15 protein-coding genes are annotated in these 15,377 nt (G+C 70.0%); 9 read left to right on the top strand and 6 right to left on the bottom strand.

The features are described from left to right. The first annotated feature begins 117 nt into the window (after positions 1 to 117). Positions 118 to 789, top strand: a complete 672-nt coding sequence (locus ACZ5VD_RS20780; RefSeq protein WP_468551089.1) for a response regulator transcription factor — start codon at positions 118 to 120, stop codon at positions 787 to 789. Beyond that, a complete protein-coding gene (locus ACZ5VD_RS20775; RefSeq protein WP_468682907.1) occupies positions 786 to 2,354 on the top strand; it encodes a sensor histidine kinase in 1,569 nt (522 codons plus the stop codon). Before ACZ5VD_RS20780 ends, ACZ5VD_RS20775 begins: the two co-directional genes overlap by 4 nt. Before the next feature lie 27 nt (positions 2,355 to 2,381). Here the strand turns inward: ACZ5VD_RS20775 and ACZ5VD_RS20770 are convergent, their stop codons facing one another. The 4 genes from ACZ5VD_RS20770 to ACZ5VD_RS20755 form a co-directional block, all read right to left on the bottom strand. Further along, on the bottom strand, positions 2,382 to 2,858 hold the full coding sequence (locus ACZ5VD_RS20770) for a MarR family winged helix-turn-helix transcriptional regulator (protein WP_468551091.1): 477 nt from the start codon (positions 2,856 to 2,858) through the stop codon (positions 2,382 to 2,384). 95 nt (positions 2,859 to 2,953) lie between these two features. Then, positions 2,954 to 3,751 carry an AIM24 family protein gene (locus ACZ5VD_RS20765; protein ID WP_468551151.1) on the bottom strand — a complete coding sequence of 266 codons (798 nt, stop codon included), beginning with the start codon at positions 3,749 to 3,751 and terminating at the stop codon, positions 2,954 to 2,956. Between the two features lie 2 nt (positions 3,752 to 3,753). Continuing rightward, on the bottom strand, positions 3,754 to 4,404 hold the full coding sequence (locus ACZ5VD_RS20760; protein ID WP_468551092.1) for an AIM24 family protein: 651 nt from the start codon (positions 4,402 to 4,404) through the stop codon (positions 3,754 to 3,756). Between the two features lies 1 nt (position 4,405). Further along, entirely contained in the window at positions 4,406 to 5,038 is a 633-nt protein-coding gene (locus tag ACZ5VD_RS20755; protein ID WP_468551152.1) for an AIM24 family protein, read from the bottom strand. A 544-nt stretch (positions 5,039 to 5,582) separates the two neighbouring features. On the opposite strand from ACZ5VD_RS20755, the gene ACZ5VD_RS20750 reads away from it, so the two are divergent. The 7 genes from ACZ5VD_RS20750 (at position 5,583) to glxA (ending at position 12,994) form a co-directional block, all read left to right on the top strand. Continuing rightward, positions 5,583 to 5,927, top strand: a complete 345-nt coding sequence (locus ACZ5VD_RS20750; protein ID WP_468551093.1) for a DUF3817 domain-containing protein — start codon at positions 5,583 to 5,585, stop codon at positions 5,925 to 5,927. Further along, positions 5,924 to 6,217 carry an MTH1187 family thiamine-binding protein gene (locus ACZ5VD_RS20745; RefSeq protein ID WP_468551094.1) on the top strand — a complete coding sequence of 98 codons (294 nt, stop codon included), beginning with the start codon at positions 5,924 to 5,926 and terminating at the stop codon, positions 6,215 to 6,217. Before ACZ5VD_RS20750 ends, ACZ5VD_RS20745 begins: the two co-directional genes overlap by 4 nt. 152 nt (positions 6,218 to 6,369) lie before the next feature. Next, positions 6,370 to 7,125 (top strand): hypothetical protein, encoded by a 756-nt coding sequence (locus ACZ5VD_RS20740; RefSeq protein WP_468551095.1) that lies wholly within the window; start codon positions 6,370 to 6,372, stop codon positions 7,123 to 7,125. Beyond that, the gene (locus ACZ5VD_RS20735; protein ID WP_468551096.1) at positions 7,122 to 7,802 is read left to right on the top strand and encodes a DUF4166 domain-containing protein; all 681 of its coding nucleotides are present in this window, start codon (positions 7,122 to 7,124) and stop codon (positions 7,800 to 7,802) included. The genes ACZ5VD_RS20740 and ACZ5VD_RS20735 overlap by 4 nt, the downstream gene beginning before the upstream one ends. Then, positions 7,799 to 8,467, top strand: coding sequence for a TetR/AcrR family transcriptional regulator (locus ACZ5VD_RS20730; protein WP_468682906.1), 669 nt, complete (start codon positions 7,799 to 7,801; stop codon positions 8,465 to 8,467). Before ACZ5VD_RS20735 ends, ACZ5VD_RS20730 begins: the two co-directional genes overlap by 4 nt. 774 nt (positions 8,468 to 9,241) lie before the next feature. Then, entirely contained in the window at positions 9,242 to 11,035 is a 1,794-nt protein-coding gene (locus ACZ5VD_RS20725; RefSeq protein ID WP_468551098.1) for a glycosyltransferase family 2 protein, read from the top strand. A 3-nt stretch (positions 11,036 to 11,038) separates the two neighbouring features. After that, positions 11,039 to 12,994, top strand: a complete 1,956-nt coding sequence (gene glxA, locus ACZ5VD_RS20720) for a radical copper oxidase GlxA (RefSeq protein WP_468551099.1) — start codon at positions 11,039 to 11,041, stop codon at positions 12,992 to 12,994. An 87-nt stretch (positions 12,995 to 13,081) separates the two neighbouring features. Here glxA and ACZ5VD_RS20715 read toward each other — a convergent pair whose 3' ends face one another. Then, positions 13,082 to 14,080, bottom strand: coding sequence for a glycoside hydrolase family 6 protein (locus ACZ5VD_RS20715; RefSeq protein ID WP_468682905.1), 999 nt, complete (start codon positions 14,078 to 14,080; stop codon positions 13,082 to 13,084). Between the two features lie 212 nt (positions 14,081 to 14,292). Beyond that, entirely contained in the window at positions 14,293 to 15,273 is a 981-nt protein-coding gene (locus ACZ5VD_RS20710; RefSeq protein ID WP_468551101.1) for an ArsR/SmtB family transcription factor, read from the bottom strand. Between the last annotated feature and the right edge of the window lie 104 nt (positions 15,274 to 15,377).

Below are 15,377 nucleotides of genomic sequence, written 5' to 3'. Positions count from 1 at the left end.
TTACCGCTTCGAACGCTTCGTTTCGCTTTCGACGTTCACCAACATGGCCGATCGACGCTGAGAGGAACCTGAAGCCCCCTGAAGACATCTTCAGCTTCACTTTGCGAATCTTTACGCATGCGCCTGTTGATCGTGGAGGACGAGAAGCGGCTGGCCCTGTCGCTCGCCAGAGGCCTGACGGCCGAGGGGTACGCCGTGGACGTGGTCCACGACGGCCGGGAGGGACTGCACCGGGCCACCGAGGGCACGTACGACCTGGTCATCCTCGACATCATGCTGCCCGGCCTCAACGGCTACCGCGTCTGCGCGGCCCTGCGCGCCGCGGGCCACGAGGTGCCGATCCTGATGCTCACCGCCAAGGACGGCGAGTACGACGAGGCGGAGGGCCTGGACACGGGCGCCGACGACTACCTGACCAAGCCGTTCTCCTACGTCGTCCTCGTCGCCCGGATCAAGGCCCTGCTGCGGCGCCGCGCCCAGGGCGCCGGGGCCTCGCCCGTGTGGGTGCACGGCGACCTGAAGATCGACACCGCCGCCCGCCGGGTCTTCCTGGCGGAGGAGGAGATCGCGCTGACCGCCAAGGAGTTCTCCGTCCTGGAGCAGCTCGTGGTGCGGGCCGGCGAGGTGGTCTCCAAGTCCGAGATCCTGGAGCACGTCTGGGACTTCGCGTACGAGGGCGATCCGAACATCGTCGAGGTGTACGTCAGCGCCCTGCGCCGCAAGCTGCGCGCCGAGCTCATCCGCACGGTCCGCGGCGTCGGCTACCGGCTGGAGACGGAGCAGCGATGAGCCGTCTCTTCGGCTCCGTACGCTCCCGGGTGACCTGCGCCGCCACCCTCGTCGTCGCGATGGCCCTGGTCGCGGCCGGGGCCGCCGTACTGCTGTCCCTGCGCTCCAACCTGATCGGGCAGGCCGGCACCCAGGCCGAGCGCGCCGCGCGGTCGGTCGCCGGACAGCTGTCCGTGGGGACGACGGCCAGGCGACTGGACCTGGACGAGGACGAGGAACCGGTCCAGGTGCTCGACGAGAGCGGCACGCTCCTGGCGTCCACCAAGGACCTGGAGCGCATCAGCGGCACGGCGACGACCGCGGTGAAGCCCAGAACGAAGACCACGCCCGCACCCTCGACGGCGACGGCGACGGCGACGGCGACGGCGACTGCGACCGAGGCCGACGACGACGACCCGACCGACCCGGACGCCTCGACGGACGCTGCCGACTCCGACTCCGACTCCGACTCCTACGGCGACGCGAGCGACTCCCTCGACATCGGCGAGATCGACGACAAGACCACCTTCACCAACGGCTCGGCGACGATCGACCAGGACAGTGGCGACTACCGCTTCGCCGCAGTCCACGTGGAGACGGAGAAGGAGGGCACGCTCACGGTCTACGCCGGCGCCCCCCTGTCCGCCGAGCAGAGCGCGGTGGGCACCGCGACCACCGTCATGCTGATCGGCTTCCCGCTGCTGCTCGGTGTCGTCGCGGGCGTCACCTGGCTGGGCACCCGGCGCGCGCTGCGCCCGGTGGAGGGCATCCGCGCGGAGATGGCCGCGATCACCGCCTCCGAGGACCTCGCCCTCCGGGTACCGGTGCCGGACACGCGCGACGAGGTGGCGCGCCTGGCCCGCACCACGAACGAGACGCTGGCCGCCCTGGAGGCCTCCGTGGAACGGCAGCGCCGGTTCGTCGCCGACGCCTCGCACGAGCTGCGCAGCCCGATCGCGTCCCTGCGCACCCAGTTGGAGGTGGGTGCCGCGCACCCCGAACTGCTGGACGTGCCGGGGGCGGTCGAGGACACCGTACGGCTTCAGCGGCTGGCCGCCGATCTGCTGCTGCTCGCCCGGCTCGACGCGGGGGAGCGGCCCGTCGCCGACGCCCGTCTCGACCTGGCCGCGCTGGTGCGGGAGGAGACCGAGGGACGGCCGGGCGTGCGAATGGAGACATCCGACAAGACGGAAGCGACGCCCGCGGCGCAGGCGTCGGACGTGCCGGAAGCCGTGGAAATGGTGGAAGTCGCCGGCTCCCGGAGCCAGTTGGAGCGCGTATTCACCAACCTGCTGGACAACGCGCGGCGGCACGCCCGCTCGACGGTCACGGTGAGCGTGCGCCGCGAGGGCCGGTGGGCGGTCGCCGGGGTCGCCGACGACGGGGACGGCGTGCCCGAGGGCGACCGGGAGCGGATCTTCGAGCGGTTCGTACGGCTCGACGACGCCCGGAGCCGCGACGAAGGCGGTGCCGGGCTCGGGCTCGCCATCGCCCGGGACGTCGCCGTACGGCACGGCGGCACGCTCACGGTCCGTGACGCGCCGACAGGCGGAGCCCTGTTCGAACTCCGCCTGCCGCTCCTCTAGAAGCCCTTCAGGCGTGGGACGCCCGGGTCACGGACGGCCGCGGTGCCCCCGCAGGTGCTCCGCGATCGGCTTCAGGGACTTGTCGAGTTCCACCAGGGACTCGGGGGAGATCAGATCGATGAAGTGCCTCCGCACCGACGCCACATGATGCGGCGAGACCTTCTTCATCGTCTCCATGCCGTGCTCGGTGAGCACCGCGAACAGACCGCGGCGGTCCGACTCGCAGTTCTCGCGCCGCACGAGGTCCGCGTTCTCCATCCGGGTGATCTGGTGGGAGAGGCGGCTCTTCGACTGGAGGGTGGCCGCCGCGAGGTCGCTCATCCGCATCCGGACGCCCTCCGACTCGGAGAGATTGACCAGGATCTCGTAGTCGTTCATCGTCAGGCCGAACGGTTGCAGGTCCTTTTCGAGCTGGTACGTCAACAGCCTGTTGACCTCCAGGTGGGTGCGCCAGGCGCACTGCTCCGCATCGGTCAGCCAGTGGGTGGCCGTCTCGGTCTCCATGAATGAAGTCTACCTAAGAAGTTGAAAGGTGAACTAGTGAGGGTGGCGTGACGGCGGCGCGCACACGTTCGACGTCACACTCCGCAGACTACCGCTCACAGCCCGAAGCGACGCTGGAGGTCTCCGAGCTGTCCGGGAAGACGCGGTGCGCCGGCTTGCTGTCCGGGGCCTGTGGGCGCCCCGTGGGCGCCGGGTACTCCCGCCTGCTGCGGGACCGCTCCGGTGGCCTGCTCGGCCATCAACGCCTCCGACGACTGGAGCAGGACCGTGCCCGCCCCCACGAACTCGAACTGGTGCTCCTCGCCGGAGGCCCCGCCGAGGCCCGTCATCGCACGTAGGCCGCCCATCAGGCCGGTCATGTACCCGTGGTCGTAGTGATGGCACGGGGAGGGGCAGTCGGCCCAGCCGACGAGCGCCTGCGGGTCCACCCGGATCGGGGGTTCCATGAACACCACCGGCCCGTTGGATGCCGCCACGAACTTTCCGGTTCCGATGAGCGTCAGGAAACCCGGCACGATTGATTGCTTGAGGGCAAGAGTTGGCTGAAAAGCGAGCAGGTTGCCCGAGCGAATGGTCAGATTGCCGTTCTCCAGGTCGTACGAGTTCACGTCGAAGGCCCGGTCGGCGAGCAGCATCTTGCCCGAGCCCTCCGCCACGACCCAGTCGCTCGCGTGCAGAGGCGAATGGAAGGACGTACGGACAAGACGGTCGAGTCGGCCGTGCCCGATGCCGTTGAACTCCATCGAGCCGTAGTAGGCGATCATCTTCCCCTTCTGCAGGAACCACTGGCTCCCCTTGAGCTCCACGCAGAAGGTGTAGTTGTTGACGTTGTCGTCGACCGGCAGCGTCATCGGGTCGTAGACCGTCGGGCCGCCGCCCGGAGCCCCGTACATGCTCACAGCTTCTCCTCCGAGGCCTGGACGTACACCGCACCGCTGCCGCTTAGCTCCAGCTGGAACGCCTCGCCGGAACCGCGGCCCACCATGTCCCGCCAGCCCAGTGCGGTGGACAGCTTGTTGCGTACGTCGCCGTGGTGGGCGACGTACGCCTGCGGGTCGACGTGGACGGGGCGCTGCGGGGTGATGGGGACCTCGATGACCCCGCCGTGCGCCATCACCGCGACCGAGCCGCGTCCGCGGAGCGTGGTGGTGAACAGCCCCTGACCACTGACCTGGCCGCGGACCATGCCCATCACGCCGCCCTGGGAGCCCATGAACATGGTGCCCTGCTCCAGGGTGCCCTCGAAGGCGAGCAGCCGGTCCGCCTCCACGAACAGGGTGTCGCCGGTGAGGTTGATGACCTGGACGTGGTGGCCGCCGTGCCCGAACAGCACGGTGCCGCTGCCCTCGACGGACATCAGGGGCGCGGCCTCGTTCGCCACCCGGCGGCCGAGCATCGACATGACGCCGCCCTGGCCGCCCTGCATGTTGGGCGTGAAGGACACCTCGCCCTTGTAGGCGAGCATCGCCCCGCGCTGACTGAACAGCCGCTGCCCGGGTTCCACGGTCGCCTCGACCATCTTCGAGTTGATCTCACGGAAGGCCATGTCACACATCCCCCGCGATCGTGTTCCGCTCGCTCGGCTGGACGTAGACCAGGCCGTCGCCCTCGAAGCGGATCTGGAAGGCCTCGCCGCCGCCCTCGCCCATGAACGTACGGAACGTCACCCCGGACTGGTAGGACTGGTTGAGGTTCCCCTGGTGGGCGATGTAGGCGCCCGGGTCGACCGTCAGCGGGTACTGCGCGCTGACCCGCAGCACCACCGCCGGCCCGTCCGACATGATCGCGGCCTGGCCGTGCCCCTCGATCGTCGTCGTGAACAGCCCGTTGCCCTGGGTGGCCCCGCGCAGCCCGGTGAACGAGGTGCCGGTCCTGAGGCCGGAGTCGGTCGCGAGCAGGTTGCTCGACTCCACGTACAGCTTGTCGCCCTGGAGCGCGACGAGGTTGATCTCCGAGGCCCGGTCCGCGAACCAGCACGTGCCGTGCCCCTTCACCTCCATCAATGTCATCTGCTCACCGGTGATCCGCCGGGTGACCATCCCTCGGATGCCCTCGCCGCCGCCGCTGAGCTTCTTGAAGTCCATCTGCCCGTCGTACGCGACCATCGAGCCGTTCTTCGCCTTCACGGCGTCCCCGGTCATCTCGACGGCGAGCACCTTGCTGCCTTGAAGTCGAAACATCGCCACGTTGTGAAGGTAGCCCCAGGCGGGCCCTCACCAACAGGTCCCAGGGGTGGAGACGGACCCTGATCACACCCTTAAGGGGGATGACTCGCCGACCTTCCGGGACTCCTGCCGCCCCGGAAACCCGCACGACGACCTTCCCGCCGCCCCGGCCGCCCCACGAGAACGGCTGACCGACGAAGGACCACCACCCCCGCCAGGCCCATCTAAGGAAGACGAACGCCCCCCGCACTCCTCGCCTGGCCACGACCTGGCCGCCGCCCTCCGCCCCCTGCTTCCGGCCCCCAGCCTCCTGCGGATCCCAGCCCTCCAGCCCTCTGCGGACCCCGGCCCCCAGCCTCCTGCGGACCCCGGCCCCCAGCCTCCTGCGGACCCCCGGCCCCCAGCCTCCTGCGGATCCCAGCCCTCCGCCCCTCCACCCCCCCTGCGGACCCCCGCCAAGGCGGCCGCTCAACCGTTTGCCACAATGGACGAACGTTTGTGCTCGCATTCACAAACCGCATTCACAGCCCGTCCGAGCCTCTCCCACCGAAGGTGACCCGTGGACATCAAGACCGCCACCGCCCTCCGACGCCTCCGCCTGGTCTCGGCCCCCGAGGCGATCTCCTTCCTTCTGCTCCTGGTCTGCTCGGTGCTGAAGCGGACTACGGACTTCAACGCGGTGCCCGTGATGGGAATGATCCACGGCGTCCTCTTCATCCTGTACGTGATCTTCTGGGCCGACGCCTGGAACCGTACGAAGTGGCCCCTGAAGACCGGCGCCCTCTACTTCGTCCTCTCCGTGCTGCCCACCGGCGGCTTCTTCGCCGAGCGCAGGCTCCGGCGCGAGGCCGAGGACGCGGTCATCGCCTCCCGCGCCCGCCAGGAAAAGGTCGTGGAGGCATGATCGTCGCCTTCTCCGTGACACCGCTGGGTGTCGGTGAGGACGTGGGGGAGTACGTCGCCGAGGCCGTCCGGGTCGTCCGGGAGTCGGGTCTGCCGCACAGCACCGACGCGATGTTCACCTCGATCGAGGGCGAGTGGGACGAGGTCATGGACGTCGTCAGGCGGGCCGTCGCGGCGGTGGAACAGCGGGCGCCCAGGGTGTCGCTGGTCCTCAAGGCGGACATCCGCCCCGGAGTGACGGACGGCCTCACCTCCAAGGTGGAGACGGTGGAGCGCTATCTCGCCGAGTAGCCCCGCCCGTCCCGCAGCAAGCGCAGACCCCGGTCCCTCGTGGACCGGGGTTTTCTCGCACCCACTGTTTGAGCGTTCGCTCAAAACCCGGTACCCTCCCCCTCAGAGAATTTGAGCATTCGCTCAAAAGCTGGCTGACCTGGGAGATGCGCATGGGTGGTCTCTATGTGGAGGCACGCATCCGTGCCGACCTCGACGACCTCTGGAACCGCACGCAGGAGCCGTCCCGGCACCAGCGCTGGGACCTCCGCTTCACCGAGATCGCCCACCTCCCGCGCGCGGAGGGCGAACCGCAGCGGTTCCGGTACGCCACACGCGTCCTGCCCGGTCTGACCGTGGCCGGCACCGGGGTCTCCGCGGGCGAACGGGAACGCCCCGACGGCACCCGCACCTCCGCCCTCCGCTTCGCCTCCCCCCACCCCCTCTCCCTGCTCGCCGAGGGCAGCGGCTACTGGCGGTACGTCCCGGACGGCGACGGCGTCCGCTTCCTCACCGGCTACGACTACCGCCCCCGCTGGGGTGCCTTCGGCGCGCTGGCCGACCGCGTCCTCTTCCGCCCCCTCATGGGCTGGGCGACGGCCTGGTCCTTCGACCGCCTCCGCCTGTGGCTGGAGCGCGGCATCACCCCGGAACGCGCGCTGCGGAACTGGCTGGCCGAACTCCTGATCCGCACCCTCGTGATCACCATCGGCTGCACCGGCCTCGGCCTGGAACAGCTCCTGCACCTCTTCGGCCCGCTGGCGGCGTCGATGGCCTACGTCTCGCCCCTCTTCCTGGCCGTCGCGATCTCGCTGGCCGTGTTCAAGGCACCCCTGCCCTGTACGCCCGCCGCCCGCCGCTGCCTGCGACAGCCACCCGTCCACATCCGCGCACCCCGACTCCTGCGCACCCTGGAGAACCCGCGATGACCTCGATCTTCCGCACGGTGATGGGCGCCGACTTCGACCGCCTCCACCCCCAGCTGCAGCGCCGCTTCTCCGTCGGCCTGACGTCCGGCGAGGCCTGCACCGGGCACGGGGTGATGGACCGCATCTGGCACGGCGGGACCTTCGTGAAGCCGTTCCTCGCGCTCGGCGCCACCCGCAACATCCTGGTCCCGCGGACCGGCCGCCATGTCCCCTTCACCATCGAGAACGTGCCGTACAGGGACACCCACGGCCGTGAGACGGTGACCTTCGTGCGCACCTTCCACCTGCCCGGCCGGCCCCGCCGCTTCGACGCCCAGATGGTCCTCGGCCCCCGCGGCGACCGCATCCTCGACTACCTGGGCACCCATCAGCACCTGGCCAGCGACCTCCACCTCGGCGCCGAGCCCGACGGCTCGCTCCTCATCCGCTCCGGTGAACACCGGTTCCGGGAGGGCCCGGTGGACGTACGCGTACCCGAACTGATCGGGGCCACGGCCGAGGTGCGCGAGTCCTACGACGACGAGACCGGCCGCTTCCGTATCCGGGTCCGCGTCGTCAACGACCACTTCGGCCCGCTCTTCGGCTACGAGGGCTCCTTCAAGGCGACGTACACCGACATCACGACCTGCGGGGTACGGCCCGGTCTGCGGCCGGTCCGCGAGGAGCGCCGCGCATGAACCCGAAGCGGCCCCCGGAGACGGCGAAGTCCCTGGAGACCAGGACCAAACTCCTGGACGGTGCGCTGCGGACGCTCACCGAGCAGGGCATCGCGAAGACCTCGGCCCGCACGATCGCGGCGACGGCCGGGGTCAACCAGGCGCTGGTCTTCTACCACTTCGGCTCCGTCGACGAACTCCTCGCGGAGGCCTGCCGCTACGGCGCCGAGCGGACCGTCTCGCGATACCGGGTCCGCTTCGCCGAGGTGACCTCCCTCTCCGAACTCCTCGCCGTCGGCCGCCGGATCCACGAGGAGGAGCGTGCCGGGGGGCACGTCGCCCTCCTCGGCCAGCTCCTCGCCGGCGCCCAGACCCACGAGACGCTCGGCCCCGCCACCGCGGCCGGACTCCAGCTCTGGATCACCGAGATCGAGGACGTCCTCACCAGGGTCCTAGTGGCGACGCCGTACGGGGAGTTCGCGGACCCGGCGGGGTTGGCGAGGGCGGTCGCGGCGTCCTTCGTCGGCATCGAGCTGTACGAGGGGGTGGACGCGGCGGGGGCGACCGCGGCGCTGGACGCCCTGGAGCAACTCGGGCTCCTCGTCGCCGCGTTGGAGGACCTGGGCCCCGTAGCCCAGCGAGCAGTACGCCACCACCTACGCCGCACCACCCGCCGAACCCCCTAGCCCCAGCCCCCGGCACGCTCCCACCCCAAGGACTCCACCCCAGCCCCCGGCCTTCGCCCATCCACTCACCCCACCCGACTCGCTAGGCCAAGAGGTGCCCACCCCTGGGGGCTGCGCCCCCAGACCCCGAACCTTTACCCACCCCCCACCAGACTCGGCGCATCGAGAAGTGACCGCCCTGGGGGCTCCGCCCCCAGACCCCCGGGCCTATGCCCACCCACCGCCCGACTCGGTAGGCCAAGAGGTGGACGTCGCCTCGACCGCCACCGGCACAGCACAGCACAGCACAGCACAGCACGGCACACACACCCGCAGTTCCGTCGTACGGCGGCAAGGGGACGCGGCGGGGGCAACTCGGTCGGCCAAGAAGTAGACGTTGCCTCGGCCGCCACCGGCGCGGCAAGGCACACACGCCGGCAGTCCCGTCGTGCGGCGGCAAGGGGACGTGTCGCGGGGTGTCGGGGGTGTCGACTCGGTCGGTCAAGAGGTGGACGTCGCCCCGACCGCCACCGGCGCAGCACGGCACACACGCCCGCAGTCCCGTCGTACGGCCGCAAGGGGACGTGTCGGGGGGTGTTCGCCCGCAGTGGACTGCGCGGTCAACGCCGGCACCCCATCGAGAAACAGCCTCCGCGCCGTTCCGAGGACGGACACCCCCCGACGCGGCCCCGACCCCCCACCTGGACGCCCCCAGTTCGACACGCCCGGATATCTCCACTTTTGTATGGGTATCGGCCCACTTCGCCGATCACTCCTCACTCACTGGAGGGCGCTGTGCGGCCGGAGGGCTACGACTACGACACCTACAGCCGACTGGCCGGACCGCTCACGGAGCCGTCCGGCTCGGCCTACCAGGTGCAGTACACCTCGCTCCTCTCGCGAGAGCCCCACCGAATACGCGCCATCCTGCTGATGACCCTCGCGCCGCTGCTCACCGGCCTGCTGCTGGTCTACCTCGTATGGCCCACCCACTGGGTGGAGCGCGAGGGCGGGGACACCTGGCTGGTCGGTCTCGACATCACCATGCTCGTGGCCATCGGCCTCATCGAGCTCTTCATGGTGGTGAACGTCGCCTCCGTCGCCCACGCCACGATGGTCGCCCGCGACCCCGTCCCGGTCACCCCCGAACCCGGCACCCGCGTCGCGTTCCTCACGACGTACGTCCCGGGCAAGGAACCCCTCTCCATGGTCCGCGCCACCCTCGAAGGCGCCACGAAACTCACCCGCCCCGCAGGCGCCGGTGTCGTCGACGTCTGGCTCCTCGACGAGGGCGACGACGTACAGGCCAAGGTCCTGTGCGCGGAACTCGGCGTACGCCACTTCACCCGCCACGGCGTCCCGGAGTGGAACAGGACGAAGGGCGTCCACAAGGCCCGCACCAAGCACGGCAACTACAACGCCTGGATCGCGATGCACGGCGACGAGTACGACTTCTTCGCCTCCGTCGACACCGACCACGTCCCGCTCCCCAACTTCCTGGAGCGGATGATGGGTTACTTCCGGGACCCGGATGTCGCCTTCGTCGTGGGCCCGCAGGTGTACGGGAACTACCACAACCCCGTCACCAAGGCCGCCGAGTCGCAGCAGTTCCTCTTCCACGCGCTGATCCAGCGCGCCGGCAACCGTTACCGCTCACCCATGTTCGTCGGTACGAACAACGTCGTACGGATCGCGGCGGTCAAACAGATCGGCGGCCTGTACGACTCGATCACCGAGGACATGGCCACGGGCTTCGAGCTGCACCGGCACCGCAACCCGGTGACCCACCACCACTGGCGGTCCGTCTACACCCCGGACGTGCTCGCCGTGGGCGAGGGCCCCGCCTCCTGGACCGACTTCTTCACCCAGCAGATGCGCTGGTCGAGGGGCACGTACGAGACGCTGTTCAAGCAGTACTGGAAGGCACCCTTCACCATGCCGCCGGGGCGTCTCTTCTCGTACACGATGATGCTCGTGTACTACCCGATGACAGCGGTCAACTGGCTGCTGGGCATCCTGAGTTGCGTCCTGTTCCTCTGGTTCGGCGCTTCCGGCACCCAGGTCGCCGCCTCGGTCTGGCTGATGCTGTACAGCGACGCGGCCGCGCTCCAGATCGGCCTGTACCTCTGGAACCGCCGGCACAACGTGTCGCCGCACGAACCGCAGGGATCGGGCGGTCTGGCGGGCATGGCGATGTCGGCGCTCTCGGCGCCCATCTATCTGAAGTCGTTCGGCGAGGCCCTCATCCGCCGGCCCAGTCGCTTCGTGGTGACTCCCAAGGGCGGTGACACCAGCCCGGACCGGCTGCTCACCTTCCGGATCCACCTCTTCTGGGCGGTCCTCCTCGGGACCTCGCTCGCCGCGTCGGTCGTCCTCGACCACACCCATGTGGCCATGCGCACCTGGGCGGTCCTCGCCATGGCGATCTCCCTGGCCCCGGTCGGGGTGTGGGCCGCCACGACGCTCAAGGAGCGCCGGGAGCGGCAGTCGCTGCACGCGACCGCGCGCCCCGTCGACAGCGGTGAGCCCGCGCTCGCCACCACAGGGGCGTCCTCGTCCGTCTCCGGCACCACGACAGGAGGCAGCTAGGCCATGGCCTACCAGCCGTCGCAGAAGACCAAGAAGACCGTCCTGGGCATCGGGGGCATCGCGATCCTGGCCGGCCTCAACGCCCCGGCCGCACTGGACTTCGCGGGCGAGAAGTACCACGCGTACAAGATCGCCCAGCCCGAGTACCAGGCGAAGTACGGCAGTTGGAGCCGGGTCGACATCCCGGAGGAGTACCGCACCAACGCCATCCACGCGGCGCTGCTGCACACCGGGAAGGTGCTGATCGTCGCCGGGTCGGGCAACGAGCAGAAGAAGTTCGACAAGGGTTCCTTCGACACGGTCCTGTGGGACCCGACGGCCAACACCTTCAAGAAGATCGCCACCCCGGACGACTTCTTCTGCTCAGGGCATGCCCAACTCCCCGACGGCCGCCTCCTCGTGGCGGGCGGCACCGCCCGCTACGAACTGCTCGACGGCGAGGTCGACCGGGCCGGAGGCGGGATGCGGGTGAAGAACGAGAACCCCGACAAGGCGATGGTCCTCAAGAAGGGCACCCGTTTCCGTTCGCCCGCCGGTGTCGAGTACGTCAGCAGGTTCGACGTCACGATCCCCAAGGCCAAGCGCAGCCACAAGGTGACCTACAACCGGGCCGGCGTGATGCAGCCCTGGCGGACGAAGGTCGTCGCGAGTGAGCGGCGGGTCTTCGTCGAGGCGTCGGAGGCGGGCCCGATGTCGGTCACGGACCAGCAGGCCCAGTACGACATCGTGGGTCTGAAGGGCAAGGACGCGAACAACACCTACGGGCTCTCCGAGAAGATCACCCTGGACAAGCAGGACTTCCAGGGTATCCGCGCGGCCTACGAGTTCGACCCGGTCGCGGAGCGGTACATCTCGGTGGACCCGATGGACAAGGCCCGTTGGTACCCGACGCTGGTCGGTCTCGACGACGGCCGTGTCCTGGCGGTGTCCGGCCTGGACGACGTCGGCGTGATCGACCCGGGTGACAACGAGATCTACGACCCGAGGACCAAGACGTGGTCGCCGGGCCCCAAGCGGTACTTCCCGACGTACCCCGCGCTCTTCCTCACCAAGGGCGGCAAGCTCTTCTACCCGGCCTCCAACGCGGGTTACGGTCCGGCCGAGATGGGCCGTGAGGCGGGCCTGTGGGACCTGAAGTCGAACACTTTCCAGAAGGTGCCCGGTCTGCGTGACGCCGACGAGACGGAGACGTCGGCCTCGCTGCTCCTGCCGCCCGCGCAGGACCAGAAGGTGATGATCCTGGGCGGCGGAGGGGTCGGCGAGTCCAGCAGGTCGACGCCGCGCACCGCGGTCGTCGACCTGAAGAAGGACAACCCGGTCTTCGAGGACGGCCCCAACCTCCCGCAGGGCACCCGCTACCTGAACAGCGTGATCATGCCGGACGACACCGTCTTCACGTCGAACGGTGCCGAGGACTACCGGGGCCGCAGTGCCAGCAACATCCTCAAGGCACAGTTCTACGACCCGAAGGCCAACGTCTTCCGGGAGGCCGCCGCACCCATGGTGGGCCGCAACTACCACTCCGAGGCGCTGTTGTTGCCCGATGGCCGGGTCGCCACCTTCGGCTCGGACCCGCTCTTCGACGACCAGCAGAACACCAAGCTGGGCCACTTCGAGCAGCGCATGGAGATCTTCACCCCGCCCGCCCTGCACAAGAACGCCGAGAACCGGCCGGTGCTGCGGGACGGCCCGGAGGTCCTCGACGGACAACACCGTGTGACCTACCGGACCGACCACCCGGAGCGGGTCGTGAAGGCCCGCCTGATGCGGCCCAGCGCGGTCACGCACACCACCGACGTCGAGCAGCGCTCGATCGAGCTGGCGCTGGCCAAGGACGCGGACTCGGTGACGGTCGACGTACCGAGGGACCGGACGTTGGTGCCGCCCGGCTGGTACATGCTGTTCGTGACGGACGAGGACGGCACTCCGTCAGAGGCGAAGTGGATCCACGTCCAGTAAACGATCCCAGCCCGGCCCGAACCACCCGAACCACCCGAATCACCCGACCGAACCACCCACCCGAACCACCGAACCTGAACGCCCGCACTACGCCTTGGAGTTGCGAGCCAGAGCCAGGGCGTACTCCGGCCACCACTGCCCGGCGTCGGGCCCGCCCTCGCAGGTCCCGTCCGACTCCCCGGGCCGCTTGATCCACAGGTAGGCGTCGAGCGCGGGCTCGCCGGTATCGGTCGTGGGCCGGGTGCCCAGCGCCCGGCCGGGCGGGTTGCACCAGGCGCCGGTCAGCGGGCCGTTGCCGTTGCGGCTGCTGTCGACGACGAAGTGCTTGCCGCCGAGGTCGCCGGAGAGCCGGAGTCCGTACGTCTTGGCGACGGCGTCCGTCTGGAAGTTGGAGACGTTCAGGGAGAAGCCGTCGGCCTGTTCGATGCCCGCCCGCTTCAGCGGGTCGACGAGCTTCCCGGGATCCCGGATCCAGGCCGGGTTGCCGGCGTCGAGATACACCTTGGTGTTCGGCTGCTGCTTCAGCCGGACGATCGCCTCGTTCAGCAACTGCTCGCGCTCGGCCTCGTTCTCGGCGGGCGTGCAGCCGTCCACGAGGTGGGCGACCGCGTCGGGTTCGAGCACCACCAGGGACTTGGCCTGGCCGATCGCGTCGGCGAACTTTCCGATCCAGGCCCGGTAGGCGCCCGCGTCGGCGGCGCCGCCCGCCGAGTGCTGGCCGCAGTCGCGGTGCGGGATGTTGTACGCCACGAAGACCGCCGTCCGGCCTTCCTGGGTCGCGGCCGAGGTGGCCGCCCGCACCATCGGCGTCGGGTCGATCTCGCCCGCCGGCCAGAGCGCGACCGGCTGGTCGGCGATGCGCCGGAGCAGGTCGGCGTCCTGGGTACGGCCCTCTCGCCGCCACACCTGGATCTGCTGGGCGGCGGGGCTCGCCGGGTCGACCCAGAAGGGCGAGCCGGACGCGGAGCTCGACTTCATGGAGGCGGCGCCGGCGACGGACGCCTCGTCGACACCGGGCGAGGGTGTGCAGCCCGCGGCGAGTCCGAGCACCGCGAGTGCCGCGAGGGTGTGGATCAGCCGGGACATGCTGCCCCCTTGGGCGAAGGTGACGTTCGGTAACGTGATGTCACCCATCGTGACACGAATCACAGAAGTGCCCCGGGCACGACACCGCCCCCACCCTCGGCACCCAGCCGACCCCGGCCCACCACGCCCACCTCCCACGACCCCGGCGCATCACCCCCACCTCGCACCGCCCCCACCGCCCCCGGCCTCCCACCACCCCGCCTCCCTCCGCCTCAGCCACCCGCCGCCAACGCGATGCCGAGCGGAGTCCGCTCGTAGAGCACCTGATGGCCGTAGCGCCGCGCGGTCAGCAGTCCGGCGTCGCGCAGGACCGTCAGATGTGCCGAGACCGACGAGGGCGCGAGGTCCAGTCGGTGGGCGAGGGCGGTGGTGGTGGCGGGTTCGTCGAGCGCGGTGAGGACGGCGGACCGGCCGCGGCCGAGGAGGCGTGTCAGTGTCTCGGGGGTGCGGTCGCCGGGCTCGGCCCACAGGCCGCCGATGCCGCGGGCCGGGTAGACGAGGGTCGGCTGCCAGGGCGGATCGAAGCTGCTGACGAGGTCCGGCCAGCTGAAGACGCTCGGCATCAGGACCAGGCCCTGCCCGTCCAGGTTCCGTTCGTGCCGGCCGTTCCACTCGACGGTCAGCGTCCCCGCGCTCCAGCCGCAGCGGCGGTTGATCTCCGGCAGCAGTCCGCCGAGGCCGACCTCCGCGAGCCGACGGGAGTGGAACACCACGTCCGCCTCCAGCAGGGCGCGCAGCCGCGGCCAGTCCGGAGCGACGAGGGTGTGCCAGACCTCCTCCAGCGCGTCGGCCAGTTCCCTCACCATCCGCTCCGGATCCGCCAACCAGGCCCGGCCTCGCGGTGATTCGAGCGCGCCGGGCGTGTCCGCGAGCGAGCGGGCGGTGTCCTCGCGGGCGACCCGCGGGTCGATGGCACGGACCGCGGCGATCTCCTCCTCGAAACCGGCCACGGGCCCGGTCGGCGACGGGCACAGCCAGTCGGGGCAGTGGCCGCGCCGGGGCATCAGCAGCCACAGCGGAGTGAGGTCGAGTCCGGCGGCCGTCGTACGGATCCGGCGCAGCCAGCGCGCGTGGTAGCCCTGCCGGTCGGGCCGTTTGAGCGTGCGCACCACTTCCTGGGTCTCCCAGAGCGGCGATATCGCGAACCGGCAGCGGAGGAAGTCGTCCTCACCGAAACGCAGGAGCGACGGCACGGCTGCTCCCCTCCTCTGATCTGCCGAATCTTCCGATCGGCGAGGAAGATTCGGCTGGAGCCGAAACTCTAGAACGCCAGTCCCCGCACAGCCAGGCTGCGTCC

It is taken from the genome of Streptomyces sp. NPDC032822, assembly GCF_055578825.1.
The sequence above is the reverse complement of the archived record's forward strand: the minus strand, read 5'-3'. Positions and strand labels throughout refer to the sequence as shown.

Bases quoted from the DNA above. Each gene is read 5' to 3' on its own strand.
- ACZ5VD_RS20780 (WP_468551089.1), top strand. From the start codon at position 118: ATGCGCCTGTTGATCGTGGAGGACGAGAAGCGGCTGGCCCTGTCGCTC.
- ACZ5VD_RS20775 (WP_468682907.1), top strand. From the start codon at position 786: ATGAGCCGTCTCTTCGGCTCCGTACGCTCCCGGGTGACCTGCGCCGCC.
- ACZ5VD_RS20770 (WP_468551091.1), bottom strand. From the start codon at position 2,858: ATGGAGACCGAGACGGCCACCCACTGGCTGACCGATGCGGAGCAGTGC.
- ACZ5VD_RS20765 (WP_468551151.1), bottom strand. From the start codon at position 3,751: ATGTACGGGGCTCCGGGCGGCGGCCCGACGGTCTACGACCCGATGACG.
- ACZ5VD_RS20760 (WP_468551092.1), bottom strand. From the start codon at position 4,404: ATGGCCTTCCGTGAGATCAACTCGAAGATGGTCGAGGCGACCGTGGAA.
- ACZ5VD_RS20755 (WP_468551152.1), bottom strand. From the start codon at position 5,038: ATGTTTCGACTTCAAGGCAGCAAGGTGCTCGCCGTCGAGATGACCGGG.
- ACZ5VD_RS20745 (WP_468551094.1), top strand. From the start codon at position 5,924: ATGATCGTCGCCTTCTCCGTGACACCGCTGGGTGTCGGTGAGGACGTG.
- ACZ5VD_RS20740 (WP_468551095.1), top strand. From the start codon at position 6,370: ATGGGTGGTCTCTATGTGGAGGCACGCATCCGTGCCGACCTCGACGAC.
- ACZ5VD_RS20735 (WP_468551096.1), top strand. From the start codon at position 7,122: ATGACCTCGATCTTCCGCACGGTGATGGGCGCCGACTTCGACCGCCTC.
- ACZ5VD_RS20730 (WP_468682906.1), top strand. From the start codon at position 7,799: ATGAACCCGAAGCGGCCCCCGGAGACGGCGAAGTCCCTGGAGACCAGG.
- glxA (WP_468551099.1), top strand. From the start codon at position 11,039: ATGGCCTACCAGCCGTCGCAGAAGACCAAGAAGACCGTCCTGGGCATC.
- ACZ5VD_RS20715 (WP_468682905.1), bottom strand. From the start codon at position 14,080: ATGTCCCGGCTGATCCACACCCTCGCGGCACTCGCGGTGCTCGGACTC.